The organism is Longispora albida DSM 44784 (assembly GCF_000379825.1).
GTDB classification, from domain to species: Bacteria; Actinomycetota; Actinomycetes; order Mycobacteriales; family Micromonosporaceae; genus Longispora; species Longispora albida.
In genome coordinates this window covers 55,182-77,050 of sequence record NZ_KB903814.1, presented here as the reverse complement: position 1 = coordinate 77,050, position 21,869 = coordinate 55,182, and the positions used below count along the sequence as shown (strand labels likewise).

20 protein-coding genes are annotated in these 21,869 nt (G+C 71.0%); 13 read left to right on the top strand and 7 right to left on the bottom strand.

All coding sequences use genetic code 11. The features are described from left to right. Positions 1-4: 4 nt before the first annotated feature. Entirely contained in the window at positions 5-763 is a 759-nt protein-coding gene (locus A3G1_RS0104690) for a bestrophin-like domain (RefSeq protein WP_018348309.1), read from the top strand. Between the two features lie 24 nt (positions 764-787). Here A3G1_RS0104690 and A3G1_RS41110 read toward each other — a convergent pair whose 3' ends face one another. After that, the gene (locus A3G1_RS41110) at positions 788-931 is read right to left on the bottom strand and encodes a hypothetical protein (RefSeq protein WP_169437539.1); all 144 of its coding nucleotides are present in this window, start codon (positions 929-931) and stop codon (positions 788-790) included. Positions 932-951: 20 nt separating this feature from the next. Then, a complete protein-coding gene (locus A3G1_RS0104680; RefSeq protein WP_018348307.1) occupies positions 952-1,947 on the bottom strand; it encodes a bifunctional lysylphosphatidylglycerol flippase/synthetase MprF in 996 nt (331 codons plus the stop codon). Positions 1,948-2,162: 215 nt separating this feature from the next. Between A3G1_RS0104680 and A3G1_RS0104675 the strand changes: the two genes are divergently transcribed. From A3G1_RS0104675 to A3G1_RS0104650, 6 genes are read left to right on the top strand one after another with little or no spacing between them, the layout of a single operon-like run. Next, on the top strand, positions 2,163-3,236 hold the full coding sequence (locus A3G1_RS0104675) for a sulfotransferase family protein (RefSeq protein ID WP_018348306.1): 1,074 nt from the start codon (positions 2,163-2,165) through the stop codon (positions 3,234-3,236). Beyond that, positions 3,233-4,459, top strand: a complete 1,227-nt coding sequence (locus A3G1_RS0104670; protein WP_018348305.1) for an ABC transporter substrate-binding protein — start codon at positions 3,233-3,235, stop codon at positions 4,457-4,459. Before A3G1_RS0104675 ends, A3G1_RS0104670 begins: the two co-directional genes overlap by 4 nt. Before the next feature lie 16 nt (positions 4,460-4,475). After that, a complete protein-coding gene (locus A3G1_RS0104665) occupies positions 4,476-6,095 on the top strand; it encodes a thiamine pyrophosphate-dependent enzyme (RefSeq protein WP_018348304.1) in 1,620 nt (539 codons plus the stop codon). Between the two features lie 10 nt (positions 6,096-6,105). Beyond that, a complete protein-coding gene (locus A3G1_RS0104660) occupies positions 6,106-7,446 on the top strand; it encodes a cystathionine beta-synthase (protein WP_018348303.1) in 1,341 nt (446 codons plus the stop codon). Positions 7,447-7,464: 18 nt separating this feature from the next. Beyond that, a complete protein-coding gene (locus A3G1_RS0104655) occupies positions 7,465-8,628 on the top strand; it encodes a Glu/Leu/Phe/Val dehydrogenase dimerization domain-containing protein (RefSeq protein ID WP_018348302.1) in 1,164 nt (387 codons plus the stop codon). A 28-nt stretch (positions 8,629-8,656) separates the two neighbouring features. Continuing rightward, on the top strand, positions 8,657-10,063 hold the full coding sequence (locus tag A3G1_RS0104650; protein ID WP_018348301.1) for a class-II fumarase/aspartase family protein: 1,407 nt from the start codon (positions 8,657-8,659) through the stop codon (positions 10,061-10,063). Positions 10,064-10,124: 61 nt separating this feature from the next. Here the strand turns inward: A3G1_RS0104650 and A3G1_RS0104645 are convergent, their stop codons facing one another. Further along, complete coding sequence (locus tag A3G1_RS0104645) at positions 10,125-10,853, bottom strand: SDR family NAD(P)-dependent oxidoreductase (protein WP_026211814.1); 729 nt, start codon at positions 10,851-10,853, stop codon at positions 10,125-10,127. Positions 10,854-10,882: 29 nt separating this feature from the next. Here A3G1_RS0104645 and A3G1_RS33160 point away from each other — a divergent pair, with 29 nt between their 5' ends. The 6 genes from A3G1_RS33160 (at position 10,883) to A3G1_RS33155 (ending at position 17,950) form a co-directional block, all read left to right on the top strand. Next, positions 10,883-12,250, top strand: a complete 1,368-nt coding sequence (locus A3G1_RS33160) for a cation:proton antiporter domain-containing protein (RefSeq protein ID WP_018348299.1) — start codon at positions 10,883-10,885, stop codon at positions 12,248-12,250. Next, a complete protein-coding gene (gene cysD / locus A3G1_RS0104635; protein ID WP_018348298.1) occupies positions 12,240-13,136 on the top strand; it encodes a sulfate adenylyltransferase subunit CysD in 897 nt (298 codons plus the stop codon). Before A3G1_RS33160 ends, cysD begins: the two co-directional genes overlap by 11 nt. An 11-nt stretch (positions 13,137-13,147) precedes the next feature. After that, entirely contained in the window at positions 13,148-14,413 is a 1,266-nt protein-coding gene (locus A3G1_RS0104630) for a sulfate adenylyltransferase subunit 1 (RefSeq protein ID WP_018348297.1), read from the top strand. 81 nt (positions 14,414-14,494) lie between these two features. Then, entirely contained in the window at positions 14,495-15,070 is a 576-nt protein-coding gene (locus tag A3G1_RS0104625) for a hypothetical protein (protein ID WP_018348296.1), read from the top strand. A 42-nt stretch (positions 15,071-15,112) separates the two neighbouring features. Beyond that, positions 15,113-15,460, top strand: a complete 348-nt coding sequence (gene pth2 / locus A3G1_RS0104620) for a peptidyl-tRNA hydrolase Pth2 (protein WP_211216222.1) — start codon at positions 15,113-15,115, stop codon at positions 15,458-15,460. Between the two features lie 108 nt (positions 15,461-15,568). Next, entirely contained in the window at positions 15,569-17,950 is a 2,382-nt protein-coding gene (locus A3G1_RS33155; RefSeq protein ID WP_245563446.1) for a polysaccharide lyase 8 family protein, read from the top strand. Between the two features lie 13 nt (positions 17,951-17,963). On the opposite strand, the gene A3G1_RS0104610 is transcribed toward A3G1_RS33155, so the two are convergent. The 4 genes from A3G1_RS0104610 to A3G1_RS0104595 form a co-directional block, all read right to left on the bottom strand. Then, positions 17,964-18,740, bottom strand: a complete 777-nt coding sequence (locus A3G1_RS0104610; RefSeq protein WP_018348293.1) for a sugar phosphate isomerase/epimerase family protein — start codon at positions 18,738-18,740, stop codon at positions 17,964-17,966. Further along, positions 18,737-19,597, bottom strand: a complete 861-nt coding sequence (locus tag A3G1_RS0104605) for a sugar phosphate isomerase/epimerase family protein (RefSeq protein WP_018348292.1) — start codon at positions 19,595-19,597, stop codon at positions 18,737-18,739. The genes A3G1_RS0104610 and A3G1_RS0104605 overlap by 4 nt, the downstream gene beginning before the upstream one ends. A 70-nt stretch (positions 19,598-19,667) precedes the next feature. Next, a complete protein-coding gene (locus A3G1_RS33150; protein WP_018348291.1) occupies positions 19,668-20,699 on the bottom strand; it encodes a dihydrodipicolinate synthase family protein in 1,032 nt (343 codons plus the stop codon). After that, complete coding sequence (locus A3G1_RS0104595) at positions 20,696-21,835, bottom strand: Gfo/Idh/MocA family protein (RefSeq protein ID WP_018348290.1); 1,140 nt, start codon at positions 21,833-21,835, stop codon at positions 20,696-20,698. The genes A3G1_RS33150 and A3G1_RS0104595 overlap by 4 nt, the downstream gene beginning before the upstream one ends. Positions 21,836-21,869: the final 34 nt, after the last annotated feature.

Here is a 21,869-nt window from a genome sequence, read left to right as displayed (position 1 = left end):
GGCAATGCTCTCTTCTTCGCTGCTCGTGATGTTCCTGGGCGCTGTCGTCGTGGTGGCCGTCTCGCACCTCCTGTCCCGCCGGCAGGAGGGTGAGCCGATCGCGATGCCCAAGGGCGTGGAGATGGCGGTCGGCGCGGTGTCCGGGCTGTTCGTGTTCTCGTTCGCGTTCCTCGCGGTCAACGCGGTGGGCGAGCTGAACGCGGCCCGTAAGGCCTCGCTGACCGAGGCGAGCGCGCTGAAGGACACCTACTTCGCCGCGCAGGGCCTGGCCCAGGCCGACCGGGACCGGGTGCGCGGCGAGGTGGTCGCGTACACCCGTTCGGTGATCGACGCCGAGTGGCCGGCGATGCGGGATCGCCGGGCGAGCGAGCCGACGGTCCGCCAGCTCGACGGCCTCCGCCTGCACGTCTACCAGATGCAGGCCGACGGCGAGCCGGCCCGCGCGGCCAAGGCCGAGACCACGGCCAGGCTGCGCGACGTGTACGTGGCGCGCCGCGATCGCCTGGCCCAGAAGGACGCCCAGGTGCCCCCGCCGATCCTGGCGCTCATGGTCGGGGCTGGCCTCGTGACGCTGACGGTCATCACGCTCGTCGGCCGCCCGGCCACGCTGCTGCACTACGGGCTGCTCGCGATCGGCGCGGCCGGCGTCGCGTACATGATCTTCCTGGTGCTCCAGATCAACCATCCGTACTCCGGCGGCGTGAGCCTCAAGCCCGACGCCTACCGGGAGGCCCTGGTCCGCTACGAGCAGATCGGCCGCTGACCAGGACTCCCGGCGTTCTCGCAGTCAGGCCCGCAGCAGGCCCTCCAGCTCGGCGAGGGCCTCGTCGGCCTGGCGGCCGAGTTCCTTGTCGTCGGGGGCGGCGGCGCACGCGCCGAACATCTCGAACACCTTCTGCCCGGCCGCCTCGATCCGTTCCTGCTCTGTCATCAGTTCAGCCTCCATAGTGGTCAGACGGCGTTGCAGGCGCGGAAGATGTGCACGAGCGCCGGGATGCTGGCCTTGCCGGTGAACGCGATGTACTCGCCCAGCACCACGTCCTGCTTCCACTTCTCCTTGTACGCGAGCTGCGTCTGCGCCGGGTACACCATCGAGCCGTTGGCCCACAGGTGTGACATGAACCAGTGGAAGGCCAGGCTGCGGCCCTCGTGCCTCGGCTGCGACTCCAGCTCCGTGAACGGGGTGAATCCGAAGTGGAGCCACTCGGCGCCCTCGGACTGGAAGACCTCGATAGCGTGCTTGTTCACCGCCTCCATCACGCCGGGCGGTGAGTCGGGCTCGCGGCGGCTGAGGTCGTGCATCCAGCCGGGCCGGGTGCCGTAGACGGGGGAGTAGGAGATGTAGCCGACGAGGTCCTCGCCGCGGTGGGCGACGAAGAGCCGGCGCATGTGCTGGTAGCGCCCGCCGGTCTGGCCGACCAGGAACTCCAGCGGCTTGGCCCCGCCCTTGAGGGTCAGCCAGCTCGCGTCGAGCTCGCGTACCCGCTTCTCCCACTCGGCGAACGGCACCTCGCTCACCGTCAGCCCGGAACGCAGCGCCCGCTGGATCTTGTTGCGGAGCTGCATGTACCGGGTGCCCTTGAGCGTGTGGTCGGCCAGCCGCAGCGCGAAGGACGCGCCCATCTGGTTGACCACGAAGCCCTGCTCCAGGTACGGCTGGGCCTCCTTGGCCTGGAGCTGCACGCCCACGATCTCCTTGCCCTGCTCCTTGGCGTGCGCCACGAAAGCTGCCAGCAGCGGCCGGAGGTCGGCCTCGGGGGCGAACGGCCCTCCGAACTGGACGATGTAGTCGCCGACCGTCCGGTACACGATGACGCCGGGCGATCCGGGTATCTGGAAGTAGCTGTTGCCCTCGTTCACCGCGAGGAACGAGCTGGGGTTGTCTGCCGCGCTGAACCGCTGGATGGCCTCCAGTGCCAGGTCGGACGTTGTGATGGTTTCCGTCATGGTCAGTCCATTCCCTCGGCGGTCTCCCTTGAGTTATCGCACAGTCAAAAAGCCGTCGCAATGACAAGTTTGCCCAGGTCAGCGCCCTGTCAGCCCTGGGTCAGCACGCGGGAAACCCATCGATATCAGTTCGAGGTCAGCCGATAGTCAGGTCCCATTGCGACACTGGCTTACGTCGATAGGGCGTGTCGCGGGCAATGGCTGAAGGGGCGGACATGACGGATCTCGACCCTCACGGGCCTTTCCGGTACCTGGAGGAGCTCAAACAACTGGTGTCCGCGGTGGACAGCGAGGCGAACCTGACCCCCGCCGGGCGGGACAGGGCCCGGGCCGCGTTCAAGAACGCGCTGGCCGGCCAGGCTCACCTCGGCGCGCTGTACGCGGCCCATCCCGAGATCGCGGAGCTGCCCGTGCGGCCGGTGTTCATCACGGGGCTGCTGCGGACCGGCACGACCTTCCTCCAGCACCTGCTGGCCGGGCATCCTGGGCTGCGCTCGCCGGAGCTGTGGGAGCTGATGACGCCAGCCGACCCTGGTCCCGAGGCCGCTCTGATCGCGGCGTGCGAGGACTACATCGCTGAGTACTACCGGGCCGCTCCGGCCTTCCGCGCCATCCACCACCTCGACGCGCGGCTCCCGGAGGAGTGTCACCGGCTCACGGCCAACTCCTTCCGCGACCCGATCTACGCGCTGCGGTACAGGATCCCGTCCTACACCGCGTGGCTGCGTACCCAGTCGATGGTCCCCGCGTTCGAGTACCACCGGGAGCAGTTGCGGGCGCTGTTGTGGCGGCGGCCGGCCCCGGAGGGCGCGCCGGTCGTGCTCAAGTGCCCGTCGCACCTGTGGCACCTGGACGAGCTGCGTGCCGTGTACCCGGGCGCGAAGGTGATCCGGATGCACCGCTCCCCGGCCGTGTGCCTGCCGAGCGTGTCGAGCCTGACCGCCGTCGTCCGGGCGGCCCGGTCGGACACTGTGGACAAACGCGAGATCGGCGCCTACTGGCTGGCCGAGGCCGAGCGCGTCCTGCCGGGCCTGAGGCCGGAGGCCGGGGTGCTCGACGTGCGTTACGCCGATCTGGTGCGCGACCCGATGGGTACGGCGGAAAAGGTTTGCGAATTCATCGGCGTGGAGCTGACGCGGGACGCGAGGGCACAGATGGCGCCCAGCGCTGGTTCCAAGCCGCCCCGGCACGAATACACCGCCGGGGAGTTCGGCCTGAGCCGGGAGCTGCTCGACGAGCGGTTCGCGGGTTACCTGGCCGGATTCGGACTGTCAGAGGAGGACAGATGACCACTCCCGAGGGAACACACGAGGACCGGGCACGGGCCAACGTCGAAGAGGCCAACAAGTTCGCCGGGGACGACCCGGTGCGGATCGGCATCATCACCCCGCTCACCGGGCCGGGTGACCCCACGGCCGGCGAGCTGGTCGTGCGCGGTGCGTGCCTGGCCGCGGAGTACGTCCGCGAGCACGGCGGCGTGCGTGGCGGCCGGGGTATCGAGTTCGTGCTCTACAACGACCAGGAGACCGCCGCGGAGGAGGGCATGGCCCGCTCGTCGGCGGCCCAGGCGGCCAAGGCCGCGCTGGTCGACGGAGTGGTCGCGGCTGTCGGCCAGTGGCACCTGCGCACGACGCCGTGGGTGGTGGACGTGCTCAGCCGCTACGACGTGCCGGTCTTCGTCGAGAACGGCCACAGCACCATCACCGCGCAGAAGCGGCGCAACGTCTTCCGCGCGTACTTCACCATCGCCGACCGGGTCCCGGTGATGCTGGACTTCGCCGCGGCGCAGGGGATGCGGCGGATCGGGCTGATCGCCGCCGACACGGTGTTCGGCGCGATGATGGCCGACACGCTGGTCGAGTACGGCACGCAGAAGCACGGCATGGAGTTCATCCGCTTCGACTTCCCGCAGGACGACACCGAGGACTTCCGCGAGCAGCTGCGCGCGATCAAGGACTTCGGGCCGGACCTGTTCATCAACGGCGCGGTCATCAAGACGAACTACATGATCGTCCAGCAGGCCACCGAGGTCGGGCTGATCCCGGACATCCCGATGATGGTCACCTTCGGCTTCCCGCTGCGTTCCGAGGACTTCTGGCGGCTGTCGGGCGAGGCCGGCGTGGGCACGATGTGGCCTGGCATGCGGTACCGGCCGTCGTGGCAGGGGATCACCGACATCGGGCGGTGGTTCGTGGACCGGTACACCGAGCGCTACGGCTCCTTCCCGCCCGACACCGCGCTCACCCACTTCACCGACGTGACCATCATCGCCGCAGCGCTGGAGGCCGCCCGCTCGGACAGCCGTGAGGACCTGCTCGACGCGCTGGAGTCGATGGAGTTCGACACGTGGCAGGGGCCGATCCGGTTCGAGCACGGGCCCGCGCACTGGCACCACGTCGCGCCGGAGCTGGCTCTGCTCCAGTACCAGACCTACCAGCAGAGCTTCGACGACTCCGCGATCATCTGGCCGCCGCAGACCGCGACCGCCGCCTACCAGCCGCCGAAGAAGTAACGAAGGAGTGTGCGGGGTGCCGACGACAGCACAGACTCTGGTCGCCAGCCTGGCCGGGCACGGCGTGGACCGGGTGTTCTGCGTGGCGGGGGAGAGTTACCTGCCGGTGCTCGACGCCCTGCACGACTCCGGGATCGACGTCGTGACCTGCCGCCATGAGGGCTCGGCTGCCTTCATGGCGGTGGCCGACGCGAAGCTCACCGGCCGGGCGGGTGTCTGCCTGGTCAGCCGGGGGCCGGGCGCCGCCAACGCCGCCGTGGCCGTGCACGCCGCCGCCGAGGACGGCACGCCGCTGCTGCTCCTGGTCGGCGGCGTCGCCGAGGCGGAGATCGACCAGGAGGTCTTCCAGAGCCTCGACAGCGGGCGGTTCTTCGGCGGCATCGCCAAGGCGGCCTGGACGCTGCACGACCCGGCAGCGGCTGCTTCCCTTGCCGCGCGGGCGTTCCGGCTCGCGGAGTCCGGCACGCCCGGCCCGGTCATCCTCACCCTCCCCGAGGACGTTCTGGCCCGCGAGGACCCGATCGGCGTGCCGTCGGCGCAGGCCGCGATGGGGGCCACGCTGCCCGGCGGTGCCTCGCTGCGGCTCGCGCGCCGGCTCCTGGCCCAGGCCTGCAGGCCACTGCTGCTCGCCGGCGGCCGGCTCAGCAACCCCGAGGGCCGTGAGCTGATCCGCAAGGTCGCGGAACGCCACGGCCTGCCGGTCGTGACGAGCAACAAGCACCAGCACCTGCTGCCCGGCCAGCACCCGTCCTACGCCGGGATGCTCCACAACGCCACGCAGTCCGGCCAGCTCAGTGCCTTCCTCGAGTCCGATCTGGTCCTGGCGGTCGGCACCCGCCTGGACTCAGTGACCACAAAGGACCATTCCTTCCCCGGTGCCGGCCAGCGCCTCGTCCACGTCTATCCCGACGCGGCCCGGATCGGCTCCTGGCACCCGGTCGACCTGGGCGTCGACGCGAGCCCGGCGGCGTTCCTCGCCGAGATGGCCACCTGGGAGCCATCGTCCATTGAGGACGGCTGGACGGCCCGGCTGCACCAGCTCGAAGCCGACAAGGCCGTCTGGGAGCCAGCCGAGGCAGCCGACGGCGTCGTCTTCGGCGCGGTGATGGCCGAACTCGGCGAGCAGACCGGCGGCGACCTGAACCTCGTCGTCGACTCCGGCACCTTCACCAGCTGGGCCTACCGGTACGTGCGGCTCGGCGAGCGCGGCCGCCTGCTCGGCCTCGGCTCCAGCTCGATGGGCTTCGGCGTCGGGGCCGGCGTCGCGGCGGCGCTGCGGAGCGACGGCACGCCGACCGTGGTCGTCATCGGCGACGGCGGCTTCGTCATGAACCCCGGAGAGCTGATCACCGCGTGCGCCCGCCGCCTGCCGCTGGTCGTCATCGTGGCCAACAACGGCAGCTACGGCACCATCCGGCTCCACCAGGAACTCCACCACCCCGGCCGGATCATCGCCACCGACCTCGCCAACCCGGACTTCGCCCGCCTCGCCGAGGCCTTCGGGGCACTCGGGCTGCGCGTGGACAGCACCGAGCAGATCCGCCCGGCGCTGGCCAAGGCGCTCGGCTCCGGCGGGCCCGCCGTCATCGAGGTCCGCACGAGCCTCAAGCACATCACCGCATACCGCCGCATCTGAAAGGGCCACCATGCAGTACCACGACTCGGTCATCGACCTGATCGGCGGCACGCCGCTGGTCCGGCTCCGCTCCGTGACGAGCGGGCTGGAGCCGCTCGTGCTCGCCAAGCTGGAGTCGGCGAACCCGGGCGGCTCGGCCAAGGACCGGATCGCGCTCCGCATGATCGAGGCCGCCGAGGCCGCCGGGCACCTGCGGCCGGGCGGCACCATCGTGGAGCCCACGTCGGGCAACACCGGTGTCGGGCTGGCGCTCGTCGCGCAGCAGAAGGGGTACCGGTGCGTGTTCACCGTGCCCGACAAGGTCTCGGCCGACAAGATCGCGGTACTGCGGGCCTACGGCGCCGAGGTCGTGATCTGCCCGGCCGCCCGGCACCCCGACCACCCCGAGTCCTACCGGGCCACCTCGGCGCGGCTCGCGGAGGAGATCCCGGGCGCGTTCCGGCCCGACCAGTACCACAACCTCAGCAACCCCGCCTCGCACTACGCCGCGACGGGGCCCGAGCTGTGGGCGCAGACCGACGGGCGGATCACGCACCTCGTGGCGGGGGTGGGGACGGGCGGGACGATCTCGGGTACCGGCCGGTTCCTCAAGGAGGTGTCCGGCGGCCGGGTACGCGTGATCGGCGCCGACCCGGACGGCTCCGTCTACACCGGGGGCGGCGGCCGGCCGTACCACGTGGAGGGCGTGGGCCAGCCGACCTTCCCCGGCTCGTTCGACCCGGCCGTACCAGATGAGATCCTGGCTGTTTCTGACCTGGACTCCGTGACCGTGACCAGGCGGCTCGCCCGCGAGGAAGGCATCCTGACCGGCGGCTCGGGCGGCATGGCCGTGGCCGCAGCCCTGCGCGTGGCCGCCCAGGCAGGCCCCGGTGACGTGATCGTCGTCGTCATCCCCGACTCCGGCCGCGGCTACCTCTCGAAGATCTTCGACGACGGCTGGGTCCGCCGGTTCGGCTTCGAGGCTGAGCCCGGCGAAGGCACCCGGCTCGGCGACGTGGCCAGGGAACTCGTGACCGTCGATCCACAGGAGAGCATCGCCGGGGCGATCAAGGTCATGCGGACGACCGGGCTCAGCCACCTGCCCGTCTCCGCCGCCCCGCCGCCGGTCCGGCTCGCCGAGATCACCGGCACGGTCTCCGAGGCCGGGCTGGCCGAGGGCCTGGCCACCGGCAGCATCCAGCTCACCGACCCGGTCGCCGCGCACATGACAGCCCAGCTGCCGGTGGCCGGCTGCGGCCAGCTCGCCTCGACGGCCGCAGCGCTGGTCACCGAGCACGGCGCGGTCCTCGCCGTCGACGGCGGCCTGCCCGCCGGCCTGGTCACCCTGCGCGACCTGCTCGCCCTCCCATAGAGATCTGGAGACGCTGCCATGACCAAGATCCTGGAATACGTGGACCCGGCGGACGGGCTGCGCGGCTGGCTGGCCTACGACGCGACGGACAGCCAGCTCGCCGCTGGCGGCTGCCGGGCACAGGCCGGGCTGACCGGCGGGGAACTGTCCGTGCTGGCCAGCCGGATGACCCTGAAACAGCGGATACTCGGCCTCAACGTCGACGGCGCCAAGTGCGGTATCGACTACAACCCGCGCTCGGCGGGCCGGTCGGGCGCGCTGGGCCGCTTCCTCACGTTCCTGCGCGACGAGCTGCGCGACCGGTTCAGCATGGGGCCGGACATGGGTACCGAGTGGCAGGAGCTCCAGCAGCTCGCCGCAGCCGCCGGTGTGCCGTCCACGAAGTACGCGATCCGCAAGGCGCAGGGGCTCACGGATGAGGAGTTCTTCAACCGGATGGCCCGGCTGCGCGACCAGGTCGGCCTGATGACCCTCAGCCAGCGCCGCGCCGGGCACGCCGTCGGGCACGCCGTGATCGGGGCGGCCCGCGCTGCCGAGGTCACCGGCCAGGTCACCGCTGCCATGCAGGGCTTCGGGAACCTCGGCCGGGCGGCGGCCTGCACGCTGCTGGAGGAGGGCGTGAAGCTGGTCGCCGTCGCCGACGAGTACGGCTGCGTGGTCGATCCGGCAGGGCTTGACATCGCCGGGATGCTGTCCAGCCCGCCCGGCATGCCCGTACCGCAGCTCAACACGCCCGGGGTGCGCATGCGCTCCAACGCCGTGTTCGAGATGCCTGCCGACGTGCTGGTCCTGGCCGCTGTGAAGGACGCGATGAGCGCAGCGCACACCGCCGGCCCGCCGTTCGCCGCCGTCGTGGTCGGCGCCAACTGCGGGCTGAGCGAGGACGCGGAGGACGCCCTGCACACCCGGGGCGTGTTCGTCGTACCCGACTTCATCGGCGGCATCGGCGGCTCGGCCTCGATGGAGGCGCTGTTCGCCCCGCGTCAGGCCCCCAGCGCCCGGCAGGTACTCGGCAACCTCGCCCAGATGATGCGCGAGCTGGTCGGCGAGGTCGCCGAGACGTCCCGCCGGTACTCGCTCCCGCCCCGCGAGGCCGCACTCCAGCTGGCCGCGAGCCGCACGGTCGACCCGGCTGCCCCGCCGTACGGCCAGTGCCCGTACCTGACCACGCCCACCCGTTAGCCCCGCACCCTTCCCCCGGAGGTCCGTCATGCACGCCGCCCAGTGCCGCCACGAACGCGGGCACATCACAGACTCACGGTTCTATGGCAACCGGTACGCGACCCCGGCGAGCCGGGAGATCTTCTGCGACGTCTGCCGCAACCAGCGCTGGCTGGACATCGAGGCAGCCCTGGCGCTGGCCCAGGCCGAGCTGGGCATCATCCCGGCCGACATGGCCGAGCGGATCGCGGCGAGCGCCAAGGTGGACCTGGTCGACCTCGACGCCGTCCAGGAGGAGATCGAGAAGTCCGGGCACTCGCTCGTCGGCCTGCTGCGCGTGTTCGAGGCGGCGTGCGGGCCGGAGGCCGGGCAGTGGATCCACTATGGAGCGACTACGCAGGACATCCAGGACACCGGCCAGTCCCTGGAGATCCGGGACGTGCTCGACGCGCTGCGCCCGCTGCTCGACGCGGTGATCGCCCGCCTGGCAGACCTGGCGGAACAGCACGCGGGCACCCTGGCCCTCGGCCGGACCCACGCCCAGCCGGCCCTGCCGATGGGTTTCGGCCTGAAGCTCGCGAGCTGGATCGACGAGCTGCTCCGGCACACCGAGCGCCTGGGCCAGCTGCGCGAGCGCGTCCTGACCGCCCAGCTGTTCGGCGGGGCCGGCACGATGGCTGGCTTCGGTGACCAGGGTCCCGAGCTGCTCGAACGGTTCGCGGCCCGGCTGGGGCTCGGCGTGCCTGCGACCGGCTGGCACGTGGCGCGGGACCGGGTGGCGGAGTTCGCCGGGTTCATGGCGATGGTGGCCGGCACGATGGCCAGGATCGCCGACGAGATCCGCACACTGGTCCGGCCGGAGTTCGGCGAGCTGGAGGAGGCGTGGCGGCCGGGCAAGGTCGGCAGCAGCACCATGCCGCACAAGCGGAACCCGGAACGCTGCGAGCAGGTCGTCGTCATGGCCCGGCTCGCAGCGGCCGCGGCCGGCGCCACGCTGGCCGCGATGATCGGCGACCACGAGCGGGACGCGCGGGCGCTGCGGATCGAGTGGGCCGCCGTGCCGGACGTGTCCCACTACAGCCTGGCCGCCTGCCAGATGGTCCTGGAGAGCGTCACCGGGCTGATCGTCCACACCGGACGGCTGGCCCGCAACGTCGAGGTCATGACCGGCAACGTCATGTCGGAACGCCTGATGCTGGCGCTCGGCCGGACGGCTGGCAAGCAGCACGCCCACGAGTACGTCTACGACCTCACGCAGCAGGCCGCCGACCGGGGCATCGAGGTCCGCGAGCTGGCCGCGGAACTGACCAGGGCCGCAGACACCGAGCTGGGCATCCTGCTCGCCCGGCTCAGCCGCGAGGAACTCGACGAGATCTTCGACCCAGCCACCTACCTGGGCTCCTCGTCGGTACTGACCATGCGGGTGGTCGCCGAGGCCCGCAAGCGGATCGGCTGACGTGCCTGCTCCCGCCGCGAACTCCCGGCCGGCCATCACCGTGGACGGCCGGGGGAACCTGTCATCCCCTGCCGGGAATCGCCCCGCCGTTGATCTGGATGATCTGCCCGGTCAGGAAGCCGGCGAGGGGGCTAGCCAGGTGCGCGACGGTCGCGGCGACCTCCGCCGGGGTACCGCCCCGGCCGGACGGCGACTGCGCGGACCGGCCGGCGTGGAACTCGGCGTTCATCCGCTCGCCGTAGAACTCGGTCTCCGGGATGTAACCGGGCGCGACCACGTTCACGGTGACGCCTTCCGGGGCCAGCCGGGCGGCCAGCTCGGCGGACCACGGATGCAGCGCGGCCTTCGACCCGCCGTAGGTCGCCGGGCCACGGAACGCCGCGACGGACGTGATCGTCACGATCCGGCCGCCGGGACGGGACAGCACCGGCAGCAGCGCCTCGGTGAGCAGCACGACCGGCAGCACGTTGCCGGTCACGTTGGCCAGCCACTGGGCGCGCAGGGTCTCCAGGTCGCCGGGCTCGGGCGGGGCCGGGGCGAAGTTGCCGCCGGCGTTGTTCACCAGCACGTCGACCGGCCCGCCGATCTCCTTGGCTGCCCTGGCCACCTGGGCCGGGTCGGTGAGGTCGGCGGTGACGGCCCTGACCCCGGGCAGCCCGGCCGCTACGGCGGCGAGCGGCTCTGGGCGGCGGCCCACGACCACGACCTCGGAACCTTCGGCGGCGAGTGCGGCGGCGACGGCCCTGCCGATGCCGGTGCCACCGCCGGAAACCACTGCGAGTCTGCCCACGACTGACCATAGTAGAGGGATCGGAGCCAATGAGACGATATCTGGGCGTCTACTTCCTGGTGGTCGCCGTGCCCATCGCCCTCGCCGTTCTCCTGGTGGCGTGGCTGGCCTCCGGTGACACCACCCTCACCTCCGCACCGGGCAAGGGCAACGGCGAGATCGTGTACCGGCTGCTGATCGCGACCTCCATCGTGGTCGCCGCGGCTGCCCTCGGCGGCGCACTCGCCCGCAGGCTCGGCCAGCCCCGGGTGGTCGGCGAGATCGTGGCCGGGCTGGTCCTCGGCCCGTCGGTGCTCGGCGCGCTCGCACCCGGCGTGATGAAGGCACTGTTCCCGCCGCTGATCGTCCCGCACCTCGACGCGCTGGCCCAGTTCGGCGTGGTGTTCTTCATGTTCCTCGTCGGTACCGAGCTGGCACCGGGAGCGCTGCGCAGCAGTGGTGCGCGCGGTGTGATCGTCGGGCACGCCTCGATCGCGCTGCCGTTCCTGGCCGGGGTCGGCATGGCGTGGTGGCTGCCGGGGGACGGGCTGCCGTTCATCCTCTTCGTCGGCCTGTCGTTCTCCATCACGGCGTTCCCGGTACTCGCCCGCATCCTGTCCGAGCAGAACCTGCTGCGTACCCCGCTCGGCGCGACCGGGATGACGGCTGCGGGCATCGGCGACGTGACGGCCTGGTGCCTGCTGGCCGTCGTGATCGCGATCGTGCGCGGTACGTCGGTCATGTCAGCGGTGCTGTCCATGGTGTACGTGCTGGTCTTCGCGGCCGTCATGTTCTGGGTGGTCGGCCCGCTCGTCGCCCGGGTGGTCGCCCGCGCGGAACGCAACCACACCCCGCGCGTCGCCCTCTACGCCGGCCTGGTCTGCCTGGTCCTCGCCTCGGCGCTGGCCACGGAGCAGATCGGCGTGCACGCCATCTTCGGCGCGTTCCTCGCCGGAGTGGTGATGCCGCGCGACTCGGCGCTCATCACGGAACTGACCAGCAAGATCGAGGGCGTGACGCTCTGGTTCATGCTGCCGCTGTTCTTCGCGACCGTCGGCCTGAAGACCAGTGTCGGCTCGCTCGCCGGAGCCGGCCAGTGGCTGGTGTGCGCGGTGATCGTCGTGGTGGCCGTCACCACCAAGCTCTCCGGTACCTGGATCGCGGCCAGGGCGACCGGTGGCAGCGCGCGGGAGGCCACTGCGCTCGGCGTGATGATGAACTGCCGGGGCCTGACCGAGCTGGTCGTGCTCAACCTCGGGCTCCAGCTGGGCGTGCTCACCCCGGTCCTGTTCGTCATGTTCGTGATCATGGCCCTGGTCACCACCGCGATGACCGGGCCGCTGCTCCGCCGGGTGGTACGCGCGGAGCGGCCTGTCAATGAACCCGACCTGATCCTGGACGGCAGCCGTGCACACTGAGTCTCATCTGGACATTCTCGAATCCGAGGCAATCTACATCTTCCGCGAGGTGGCGGCGGAGTGTGAGCGGCCGGTGCTGCTGTTCTCCGGCGGCAAGGACTCCATCGTCCTGGTCCACCTCGCGCAGAAGGCCTTCTGGCCGGCCCGCATCCCGTTCGGGCTGATGCACGTGGACACCGGCCACAACTTCCAGGAAGTACTGGACTTCCGCGACGCCACGGCGAGCCGGGCCGGCGCCCAGCTCATCGTCGCCTCTGTGCAGGACGGCATCGACCGGGGGCTCGTCACCGAACCGCCGTCGGGCATGCGCAACGCGATCCAGACTCCGGTACTGCTGGAAGCGGCCGACAAGTACCGCTTCGACGCGTTGTTCGGCGGTGCGCGGCGGGATGAGGAGAAGGCCCGGGCGAAGGAGCGGGTGTTCTCGTTCCGCGACGAGTTCGGCCAGTGGGACCCGAAGAACCAGCGCCCGGAGCTCTGGTCCCTCTACAACGCCCGCGTCGCACCCGGCGAGTCGATCCGCGTGTTCCCGCTGTCGAACTGGACGGAACTCGACGTCTGGCACTACATCGGCCGCGAGAACATCGCCCTCCCGGACATCTACTTCGCCCACGAGCGCGAGGTCGTCGACCGGGGCGGCATGCTCTACGGCGTCCACGAGGTCCTGCCGGCCAGGCCGGGCGAGACCCCGTTCACAGCCCGCGTGCGGTACCGGACAGTCGGCGACGCCTCCTGCACAGCCGCCGTCCGCTCCGACGCGGTGACTGTCGAGGACGTGATCGCAGAAGTCGCGGCCACGCGGATCACGGAGCGGGGCGCGACCAGGGGCGACGACCGGGTATCGGAAGCGGCGATGGAAGACCGCAAGCGGGAAGGGTACTTCTAGAGATGACCACTATGGATCAGTCAGCACCCGACCTGCTGCGTTTCGCCACGGCAGGCTCGGTGGACGACGGCAAGTCGACGCTGATCGGCCGCCTGCTCTACGACTCGAAGTCCATCTTCGAGGACCAGCTCGCCGCCGTCGAGGCCACGAGCACGGCCCGCGGCGACGACTACACCGACCTCGCGCTCCTGACAGACGGCCTGCGCGCCGAACGCGAACAGGGCATCACGATCGACGTCGCGTACCGGTACTTCGCCACGCCCCGGCGGAAGTTCATCATCGCGGACACCCCGGGGCACACTCAGTACACGCGGAACATGGTTACGGGTGCGTCGACGGCTGACCTGGCGCTGATTCTGGTCGACGCCCGCAAGGGGCTGGTCGAGCAGTCGCGCCGGCACGCGTTCCTGTGCTCGCTGCTGCGCGTCCCGCACATGGTGCTGTGCGTCAACAAGATGGACCTGGTCGACTGGTCGGAGGAGGTGTACGAGCGGATCCGAGCCGACTTCACCGCCTTCGCCGCCAAGCTCGACGTCCCCGACCTCGCCGTCGTCCCGGTCTCCGCGCTCAAGGGCGACAACATCGTCGAGCGCTCCCAGAACATGCCCTGGTACGCCGGCACCTCGCTGCTGCACCACCTGGAGAATGTCCACATCGGATCCGACCGCAACCTCGTCGATGCCCGGTTCCCGGTCCAGCACGTGATCCGGCCGCAGTCCCAGGCCGGCGAGGCCCGCGACTACCGGGGCTACGCAGGCCAGGTCGCCTCGGGGGTGCTCAAGCCGGGCGACGAGGTGATGGTGCTCCCGTCGGGCTTCACCTCCACGATCGCCGGGATCGACACGGCCAGCGGCCCGGTCACGGAGGCGTACCCGCCGATGAGCGTGACCGTCCGGCTGGAGGACGAGATCGACATCTCGCGGGGCGACATGATCTGCCGGCCGGGCAACTCGCCACAGGTCTCCCAGGACGTGGAGGCGCTGGTGTGCTGGATGGACGAGTCGGCACCCCTGGCACCAGGCCGCAAGTACACCGTCAAGCACACCACCCGCACGGCCCGCGCCATCGTCAAGGACCTCACGTACCGCCTCGACATCAACACCCTGCACCGCGACGAGGCCGCCACCGCTCTCAACCTGAACGAGATCGGCCGGGTGCGGCTCCGGACGACGGTCCCGCTGCTCCACGACGAGTACCGCCGCAACCGCGCCACCGGCGGGTTCATCATCATCGACGAGGCCACCAACAAGACGGCAGGAGCGGCGATCATCCTCTGAGCACGGAAGGAGAGGTGAGCCCCGGTGGCAGGGCTCACCTCGCGTTCGTGCCTGCTGGCGGGCCTGGCCCACAATGGGTGAATGATCTTCAAGAAGGTGAAGGAACTCCTGGACACCCGGGTCACCCTGCCCGATGTCCGGCTCGTCGTGTCCGGAGCCCCGTTCGGCCAGGTCACGGTCGAGGGTTCCTGGTTTCCGCGTACCGTCACCTTCACCGGCCCCGGCACCCACCCCGGCGGCGCCCCCTGGACGGCTGTCGTCACCGACCACGGCGTGACGAAGGTGCTGGGCTGGACGGTCGCCCCTCCCGCCGTGCTCGCGGCCGGGCGCACCGACGTGTCGCTGTCCCTCGACGGCCAGCCAGCCCAGGTCGACCCCGGCCGCAGGGCGATGCGGCGGGCCACCTACAACGCGAGGGCCACGCTGGCCGGGCGGCGGTACGAGCTGCGCCAGGTCTGGTTCAGCCGCGCCAGCCTGCTCAGGGACGGCGAGCCGGTCGCCCGGCTGGTCAGCGCCGGCCAGCCGTCCCCGGTCAACGTTGCCGAGTGGTACCAGGGGGCCGAGCCCTTCGACCTGCTGGCCGCCGCCGTGCTGGGCTGCTCGTTCGGCGTGGGCTCCCCGGGCTTCCTCAGCCGGCTGGCCGAGGAGATCACCTGACCGGCTCCCCATCGCCCGGCGGCCGGCCGTTACCGTGTCGGGGTGACGCACAAGATGGTCGTGGTGGTCCGGACCGATCTGGACATGGGGCGCGGCAAGATCGCAGCCCAGGTCGCGCATGCCGCTGTCGGGGCTGTGCTGTCCAGCCTCTCCGATCCGGCACTGGCCGCCTGGCTGCGCGACGGCCAGCCCAAGGTGGTGCTGAAGGTACCGAGCGCCGAGCGGCTGAGCCAGGTCGCCGCGGCGGCGGAGGCGGCGGGCCTGCCGGTGCAGGTGATCCATGACGCTGGCCGTACCCAGGTCGAGGCGGGCACGGCCACGTGCTGCGCGATCGGCCCGGCCCCGATCACCGCGATCGACCGGGTGGCCGGCTCGCTGTCCCTCCTGTAACCCGGCCCTGACCCCTGGTCCCCGCCCGCTGGACGCTTGTGTGACGGGCACCACTCCCTTACCCTGGGCCCATGTGTAACCGGTTTCTATGTTCAGGGAGTGTCACCCGTGGAGCTTTCCCGGCGTAACCTGCTCATCGCCATCGGGGGATCAACAGCCGCTGTAGTGGGACTTTCCAATACTCCCGCTTTCGCGGCTGACGAGTACGACACCTTGCGTCAGCGGTACGCGGGGCTCCTGGTAGGAAACGGTTACGATCCTGCGGCCGAGCCCTTCGCCACCCAGCTCGCCACCCAGGCCCAGGTCGCCGGGCAGTACCAGGCCGCCATGACCACCGCCAGCACCACAGCACTGTGGACGGACCTGCCGCTCGGCTCCAGCTCGGCCAACGTCACGAGCAGTTACCGCCGCCTCAGCGTCATGACGCTCGCCTGGGCGATGCCCGGCACGGGGCTCACCGGTAACGCGAGCCTGCTGGCCAGCATCAGGAGCGGCCTGGACCACCTCAACGCCCATGCCTACACCGCCGGCCGCGCGACGTACGGCAACTGGTGGGACTGGCAGATCGGCTCACCGCAGCTCCTCCTCGGCGTCATGTGCGTCATCCACGGCCACCTGTCGAGCGCCCAGACCACGGCCTGGCTCGCCGCCGTCGACCACTACATCCCCGACTCGCGCTACGACAGCTACTCGGGAACGAGCACCGGCGCGAACCGGGTCGACCTGTGCCTGAGCACCGCCCTGCGCGGCATCCTCGGCAGGAACGCCGCGAAGATCAGCCTCGCCCGCGACGCCCTCTCACCCGTCTTCCCGTACGTCTCCTCCGGCGACGGTTTCTACCGCGACGGCTCGTTCATCCAGCACACCTGGATCCCGTACGCCGGCACGTACGGCGCGGTGCTCCTCAGCGCGCTCGGCGGGCTGCTCGCCCTCCTCGGCGGCTCGGCCTGGGCGGTCACCGACCCGAACCGGCAGGTCGTCTTCGACGCCGTGGAGAAGTCCTACGCCCCGTTCCTCTTCAACGGGCTCGTCATGGACGGCGTGAGCGGCCGGGGGAGCAGCCGGGGAGTGTCGGCGGGCGACCCGCTCCAGCTCCAGCACGACGACCACCGCCGGGGCCACGGCATCGTCAACGGCATCCTCGTGCTCGCCGAGGCAGCCTCGCCCGCCGAGCGCGACCGGTGGCGCGGCCTGGCCAAGGGCTGGTACCAGCGCGACTACTGGAGCCAGCCCCTCGCGGACATGTCCATGCAGATCCCGGCTCTGGCCCGCGCGAAGGCGCTCCTGGACGACACCTCGGTCAGCCCGATCGCCGAGCCCGTCGCCAGCCGCGTCTTCGGCAGCATGGACCGATTGACGCACCGCCGGCCGGGCTGGGCGCTGTCGATCAGCATGTGCTCGTCGCGGACCTCGTTCTACGAGCACGGCAACGGGGAGAACGTCCGGGGCTGGCACACGAACAACGGCATGACGTACTCCTGGGGAGCCACGACGGGCAACGGCCAGTACAGCGACGCCTTCTGGCCCACCGTCGACCCGTACCGGCTGCCCGGCACCACGGTCTCGCGCAAGCCGCTGGCGGACGCGGCCGGGCCGGCCTGGGGCGGGTCGCGCCCGTCCGATCCGTGGGCGGGCGGGGCCAGCGACGGCGAGTACTCGATCGCCGGTCAGCTCTGCCAGGGCCTCCAGTCCACCCTCCAGGCCCGCAAGACCTGGATCTGCCTGGACGACACGGTGATCTGCCTCGGGGCCGGGATCACGTCCACCGACGGGTACGCCGTCGAGTCCATCGTGGACAACCGGAACCTCGGCCCCGGCAGCGGCACCCAGCCTCTCCTCGTCAACGGCACGGCCCAGCTGGCCACGGTCGGCTCCAGCGGTACCTTCGCCGCGGCGAGCTGGGCTCACCACACCTTCGCCGGCTACGTCTTCCCCGGCGGGGCGAGCCTCCGCGCCATCCGCGAGAACCGGACCGGAGCCTGGCGGGACATCAACGTCAACGGCTCGGCGGCCGCGCTGAGCCGCAAGTACCTCACCCTGTGGCTCGACCACGGCACCAACCCGGTCAACGCCAGCTACGCGTACCAGATGATGCCCTTCGCCACCAGCGGCGCGACGCAGGCCCGGGCGGCGGACGGGGGCTGGATGACCATCCTGAACAACACCCGCTGGCAGCAGGCCGTCCAGATCCCCTCCCGCGGGGTGACCGCGATCAACTACTGGTCGGCTCCGCTCGGCCCGATCGGCGGCATCATGGTGGACAAGCCGTGCTCGGTGCTCGTGCGGGTCACCGGGACGACGGCGGCGGTCTGCCTGGCCGACCCGCGCCAGAACGCCGGCGAGATCACGCTCACCTGGAACCGGCCGGTCTCCGCCGTCACGAGCAAGGATCCCTCAGTCACCGTGGTGTCTGCGGGTTCCTCGCTCGTGCTCAAGGTGAACACCGCTGGCAGCGCCGGGGCCACCCACAAGGCAACGGTGACCCTCTGAGTCAGGTACGCGGTCAGCGGAGTACGGTCGCCAGCCAGGTGCGGCTCGCGCTCAGTGCCTCGGCCAGTGGCGCAGCCTCCGGATGCCACTTGCGTTCCCATTCCAGGCTCAGCCAGCCGGTGTAGCCGTCGGCCGTGAGCAGATCCAGCACCGTGGTCAGCGGCACGACTCCGGCACCGAGGGGCAGCGGAGACAGGACGGCGGGCCCGGCGACGTCCTTGAGCTGGACGTGCGCGAGGTATGGCCGCAGCGAGGCCAGTGTCTCCTGCGGCTCCTCGCCCGCCAGCCACGGATGGAGGACGTCCCAGATCGCGCGTACCCGGCTGCTGCCCACCCGGTCGAGTACCCGGGTGATGTCGGCACCCCGGGGATGGGAGTCGTGGGTCTCCAGCCAGACGTTCACGCCCTCGGGCAGCTCGGCGGCGATCAGCTCCAGGCGCCGGGCGGCTCGTTCGTCGGCCTCCGTGCCGGGCCGATCAGCGCCCGTGAACACGCGCACGGCGGGAATCCCCAGGTCGGAAGCCAGCCGCGCGTGCTCAAGAGCCTCGGCGACACAGGCCGCGTCGTCACCCGGCGCGGCCACTCGCACATACGAGGCCAGGCACAGCGCCTCCACCCTGGCCAGCTGCTGCCGGGCCCGGGATCGTTCCCGCGCGGAGAGTCCGATGTGGACGGGCTCGTCGCTGGCGGTCCGCAGCTCGACGCCCGTCCACCCGGTCATCCGGGCGAGCGTGGCGACGAGGGGGAGCGCGAGACCCGTGCAGCCCAGGGTCGAGAAAGCCAGCCTCACCCGATGTACCTCCGGTACCGTTCCACCACCGTCGCGACCGTCGCGGCCGGGTCGGCGTCCCAGATCTCCTGGTTGAAGATCTCCACTTCCACGTAGCCGGTGTAGCCGGCGCCGGTGACGGCTGTGGTGATCGGGGCGAAACCGATGCGCCCGTCGCCCACGTGCCCCCGGCCGAGGAGCGTGTCGGCGGGCAGCGGGACGAGCCAGTCGCAGACCTGGTACGCCGAGATCCGCCCTTCCCGGCCCGCCCGCTCGATCTGCGGGAACAGGCCGGGGTCCCACCACACGTGGTACGTGTCGACGACCACGCCGACGTCTGCGGCCTCGAACGGCGCGGCCAGGTCGAGAGCCTGGCCCAGTGTGGACACCACGGCCCGGTCGGCGCAGAACATCGGGTGCAGCGGCTCGATCGCCAGCCGGACACCCCACCGGCGTGCGTGCGGCACCAGCTCTTCCAGCGCCGCACTGACCGCTTCGCGTGCTGACCGGAGATCCTTGGACCCAGCTGGTACGCCGCCGGCGACGAGCACCAGTTCCCTGGTACCGAGGATCGCGGCCTCCTCGATCGCCCTGCGGTTGTCCGCCAGCGCCCCGGCCCGCGCCCCAGGGTCGGCGTCGGTGAAGAACCCGCCCCGGCACAGGCTCGTCACCGTCAGGCCGTACCCGTCGAGCAGCGCCCTCGCGGCCTTCGCTCCGCCTGCGGCCTCCACGACGTCCCGCCACGGGCCGATGCCCTCGATCCCGTGCTCGGCGGCCAGTCTCGCGGCCTCGGCCAGCGTGGCCCTCTTGATGGTCGCGGTGTTCAGCGACAGCGGCAGGCCACTCTCACCCGGGAACCGTTCCGGAGGAAGCCTCACGCCACATCCCCGATCCCCGCAGCGGTTCTCCGGCAGCCAATCCCGCCGAGGCCCGGCTCACTGATCGTTTTCATGACTGTGTCACCTCCGAGAAGCGGGCGGCGGCCAGGTCCGGGTCGCGGAGGACGCCGCACTCGCCGGCCAGCCGGTACAGAGTGGTCAGGTGCTCGATCGGACGGCTGGTCTCGTGGCCGCCGACCATCCTGAAGTGGTCCTGGTGCCCGTTGAGCCAGGCCAGGAACACGATTCCGGTCTTGTAGTGGTAGGTCGGCGCGGCGAAGATGTGCCGGGCCAGCGGCACGGTCGGGTCGAGGACCGCGCGGAACCCGGCGACATCGCCCTCGTCCAGGGCGGCCAGCGCCCGGGCCGCCGGTTCCGCGATCGCGTCGAAGACGCCGAGCAGCGCGTGCGAGTAGCCGTGTTCGTCTCCCGCGATCAGCTCGGGATAGTGGAAGTCGTCTCCGGTGTACAGCCGGACGCCTTCCGGGAGGACCCGCCGGAGTGCGATTTCCCGGCTCGCGTCGAGCAGGGACACCTTGATGCCGTCGATTCTCGGGGCGTGGGCGTGGATCAGCTCCAGTACGGTGTCCGCCGCCCGGTCGAGATCAGTGCTGCCCCAGTAGCCGTGCAGGGCCGGGTCGAACATGTCGCCGAGCCAGTGCAGGATCACGGGCTGGCCGGCGTCCGCGAGCACCTGTGAGTACACCTTGAGGTAGTCCTCTGGGCCGGTGGCGCTCGCGGTCAGTGCGCGGCTGGCCATCAGGATGACCTTCGCTCCGGACTCCTGCACGACCTGGACCTGCTCGCGGTACGCGGCCTCGATCGCGCTGACCGGATGCGCCCCAGCCGGTAGCTGGTCGGTGCCGGCGCCGCAGGCGAGCAGCCCGCCACCGGCCCTGGCCTCCGCTCCGCTGCGCCGGATGAGCTCGGCGGTCGTGGCCCAGTCGAGCCCGTTGCCCCGCTGGGCGGTGTCCATCGCGTCGGCGACGCCCAGCCCGAGGTCCCACAGATGCCGGCGGAAGGCCAGGGTGGCGTCCCAGTCGACGCCAGATTCCGGGTGCGCCACGACGTGCGCGGCGGCGTAGAAGGTACGGCTGCTCACAGCGACGGCACCTCCAGCTTGCGGCCCTCGCGGGCGGACTGGGCGCCGAGTTCGGCGAGCTGCACGCCGCGCGCGCCCGCGAACAGGTCATGCGCGTACGGCTGCCCGGTGGCCACGGCCGTGAGGAACTGCTCCCACTGCACCTTGAACCCGTTGTCGTACTCGTCGTTGTCCGGCACCTCCGTCCACTGTGCACGGAAATCGTGCGTGACGGGCAGGTCCGGGTTCCACACGGGCTTCGGGGTGGCGTTGCGGTGCTGGATGCGGCAGCCGCGCAGCCCGGCGACGGCGCTGCCGTGCGTGCCGTCCACGTGGAAGGTCACCAGCTCGGTACGGTCCACCCGGGTGGCCCAGGAGCTGTTGATCTGGGCGATGATGCCGCCTTCCAGCTCCAGTACGGCGTAGGCCGCGTCGTCGGCCGTCGCGGCATAGGTCTCGCCCCGCTCGTCGACCCGGTGCGGGATGTGGGTGGCCGGCTGGGCGTACACGGAACGGACCGGCGCGATGACGTGGTCGAGCACGTACCGCCAGTGCGGGAACATGTCCAGGATCATCCCGCCGCCGTCCTCGGCGCGGTAGTTCCAGCTGGGGCGCTGGGCTGCCTGCCAGTCGCCCTCGAACACCCAGTAGCCGAAGTCGATCCGCACGGTCAGGATCCGGCCGAAGAAGCCGGAGGCCACCAGCCGCTTGAGCTTCTGGAGCCCGGGAAGGTAGAGCTTGTCGGCGACTACTCCATGATGGACACCCCGTGCGCGGGCCGCCTCGGCCAGCGCCAGGGCCTCCGGCAGAGTCTCGGCGGTGGGCTTCTCGGTGTAGACGTGCTTCCCGGCCGCGATGGCCTTCGTCAGCGCCGCGACGCGGGCCGTGGTCACCTGGGCGTCGAAGTAGATCTCCACTTCCGGGTCGGCCAGAGCCGCGTCCAGGTCGGTGGAGTACCTGGTCAGGCCGTGCCGGGCGCACAGGGCTTCGAGCTTCGCGGCGCTGCGGCCCAGCAGGACCGGCTCCGGGTACAGGATCTCGCCGTCCGGCAGGACGAGGCCGCCCTGGTCGCGGATGGCGAGAACGGAGCGGACCAGGTGCTGGCGGTAACCCATCCGCCCGGTCACGCCGTTCATCAGGATGCTGATCTTCTTCATCGCTGTGTCGTCTCCGTGCTCTCTGGTGGGGCTC

Bases quoted from the DNA above. Each gene is read 5' to 3' on its own strand.
- A3G1_RS0104675 (WP_018348306.1), top strand. From the start codon at position 2,163: ATGACGGATCTCGACCCTCACGGGCCTTTCCGGTACCTGGAGGAGCTC.
- A3G1_RS0104630 (WP_018348297.1), top strand. From the start codon at position 13,148: ATGGATCAGTCAGCACCCGACCTGCTGCGTTTCGCCACGGCAGGCTCG.
- A3G1_RS0104660 (WP_018348303.1), top strand. From the start codon at position 6,106: ATGCAGTACCACGACTCGGTCATCGACCTGATCGGCGGCACGCCGCTG.
- A3G1_RS0104670 (WP_018348305.1), top strand. From the start codon at position 3,233: ATGACCACTCCCGAGGGAACACACGAGGACCGGGCACGGGCCAACGTC.
- A3G1_RS0104650 (WP_018348301.1), top strand. From the start codon at position 8,657: ATGCACGCCGCCCAGTGCCGCCACGAACGCGGGCACATCACAGACTCA.
- A3G1_RS0104595 (WP_018348290.1), bottom strand. From the start codon at position 21,835: ATGAAGAAGATCAGCATCCTGATGAACGGCGTGACCGGGCGGATGGGT.
- A3G1_RS33160 (WP_018348299.1), top strand. From the start codon at position 10,883: ATGAGACGATATCTGGGCGTCTACTTCCTGGTGGTCGCCGTGCCCATC.
- A3G1_RS0104655 (WP_018348302.1), top strand. From the start codon at position 7,465: ATGACCAAGATCCTGGAATACGTGGACCCGGCGGACGGGCTGCGCGGC.
- A3G1_RS0104690 (WP_018348309.1), top strand. From the start codon at position 5: ATGCTCTCTTCTTCGCTGCTCGTGATGTTCCTGGGCGCTGTCGTCGTG.
- A3G1_RS0104625 (WP_018348296.1), top strand. From the start codon at position 14,495: ATGATCTTCAAGAAGGTGAAGGAACTCCTGGACACCCGGGTCACCCTG.
- A3G1_RS41110 (WP_169437539.1), bottom strand. From the start codon at position 931: ATGACAGAGCAGGAACGGATCGAGGCGGCCGGGCAGAAGGTGTTCGAG.
- A3G1_RS0104680 (WP_018348307.1), bottom strand. From the start codon at position 1,947: ATGACGGAAACCATCACAACGTCCGACCTGGCACTGGAGGCCATCCAG.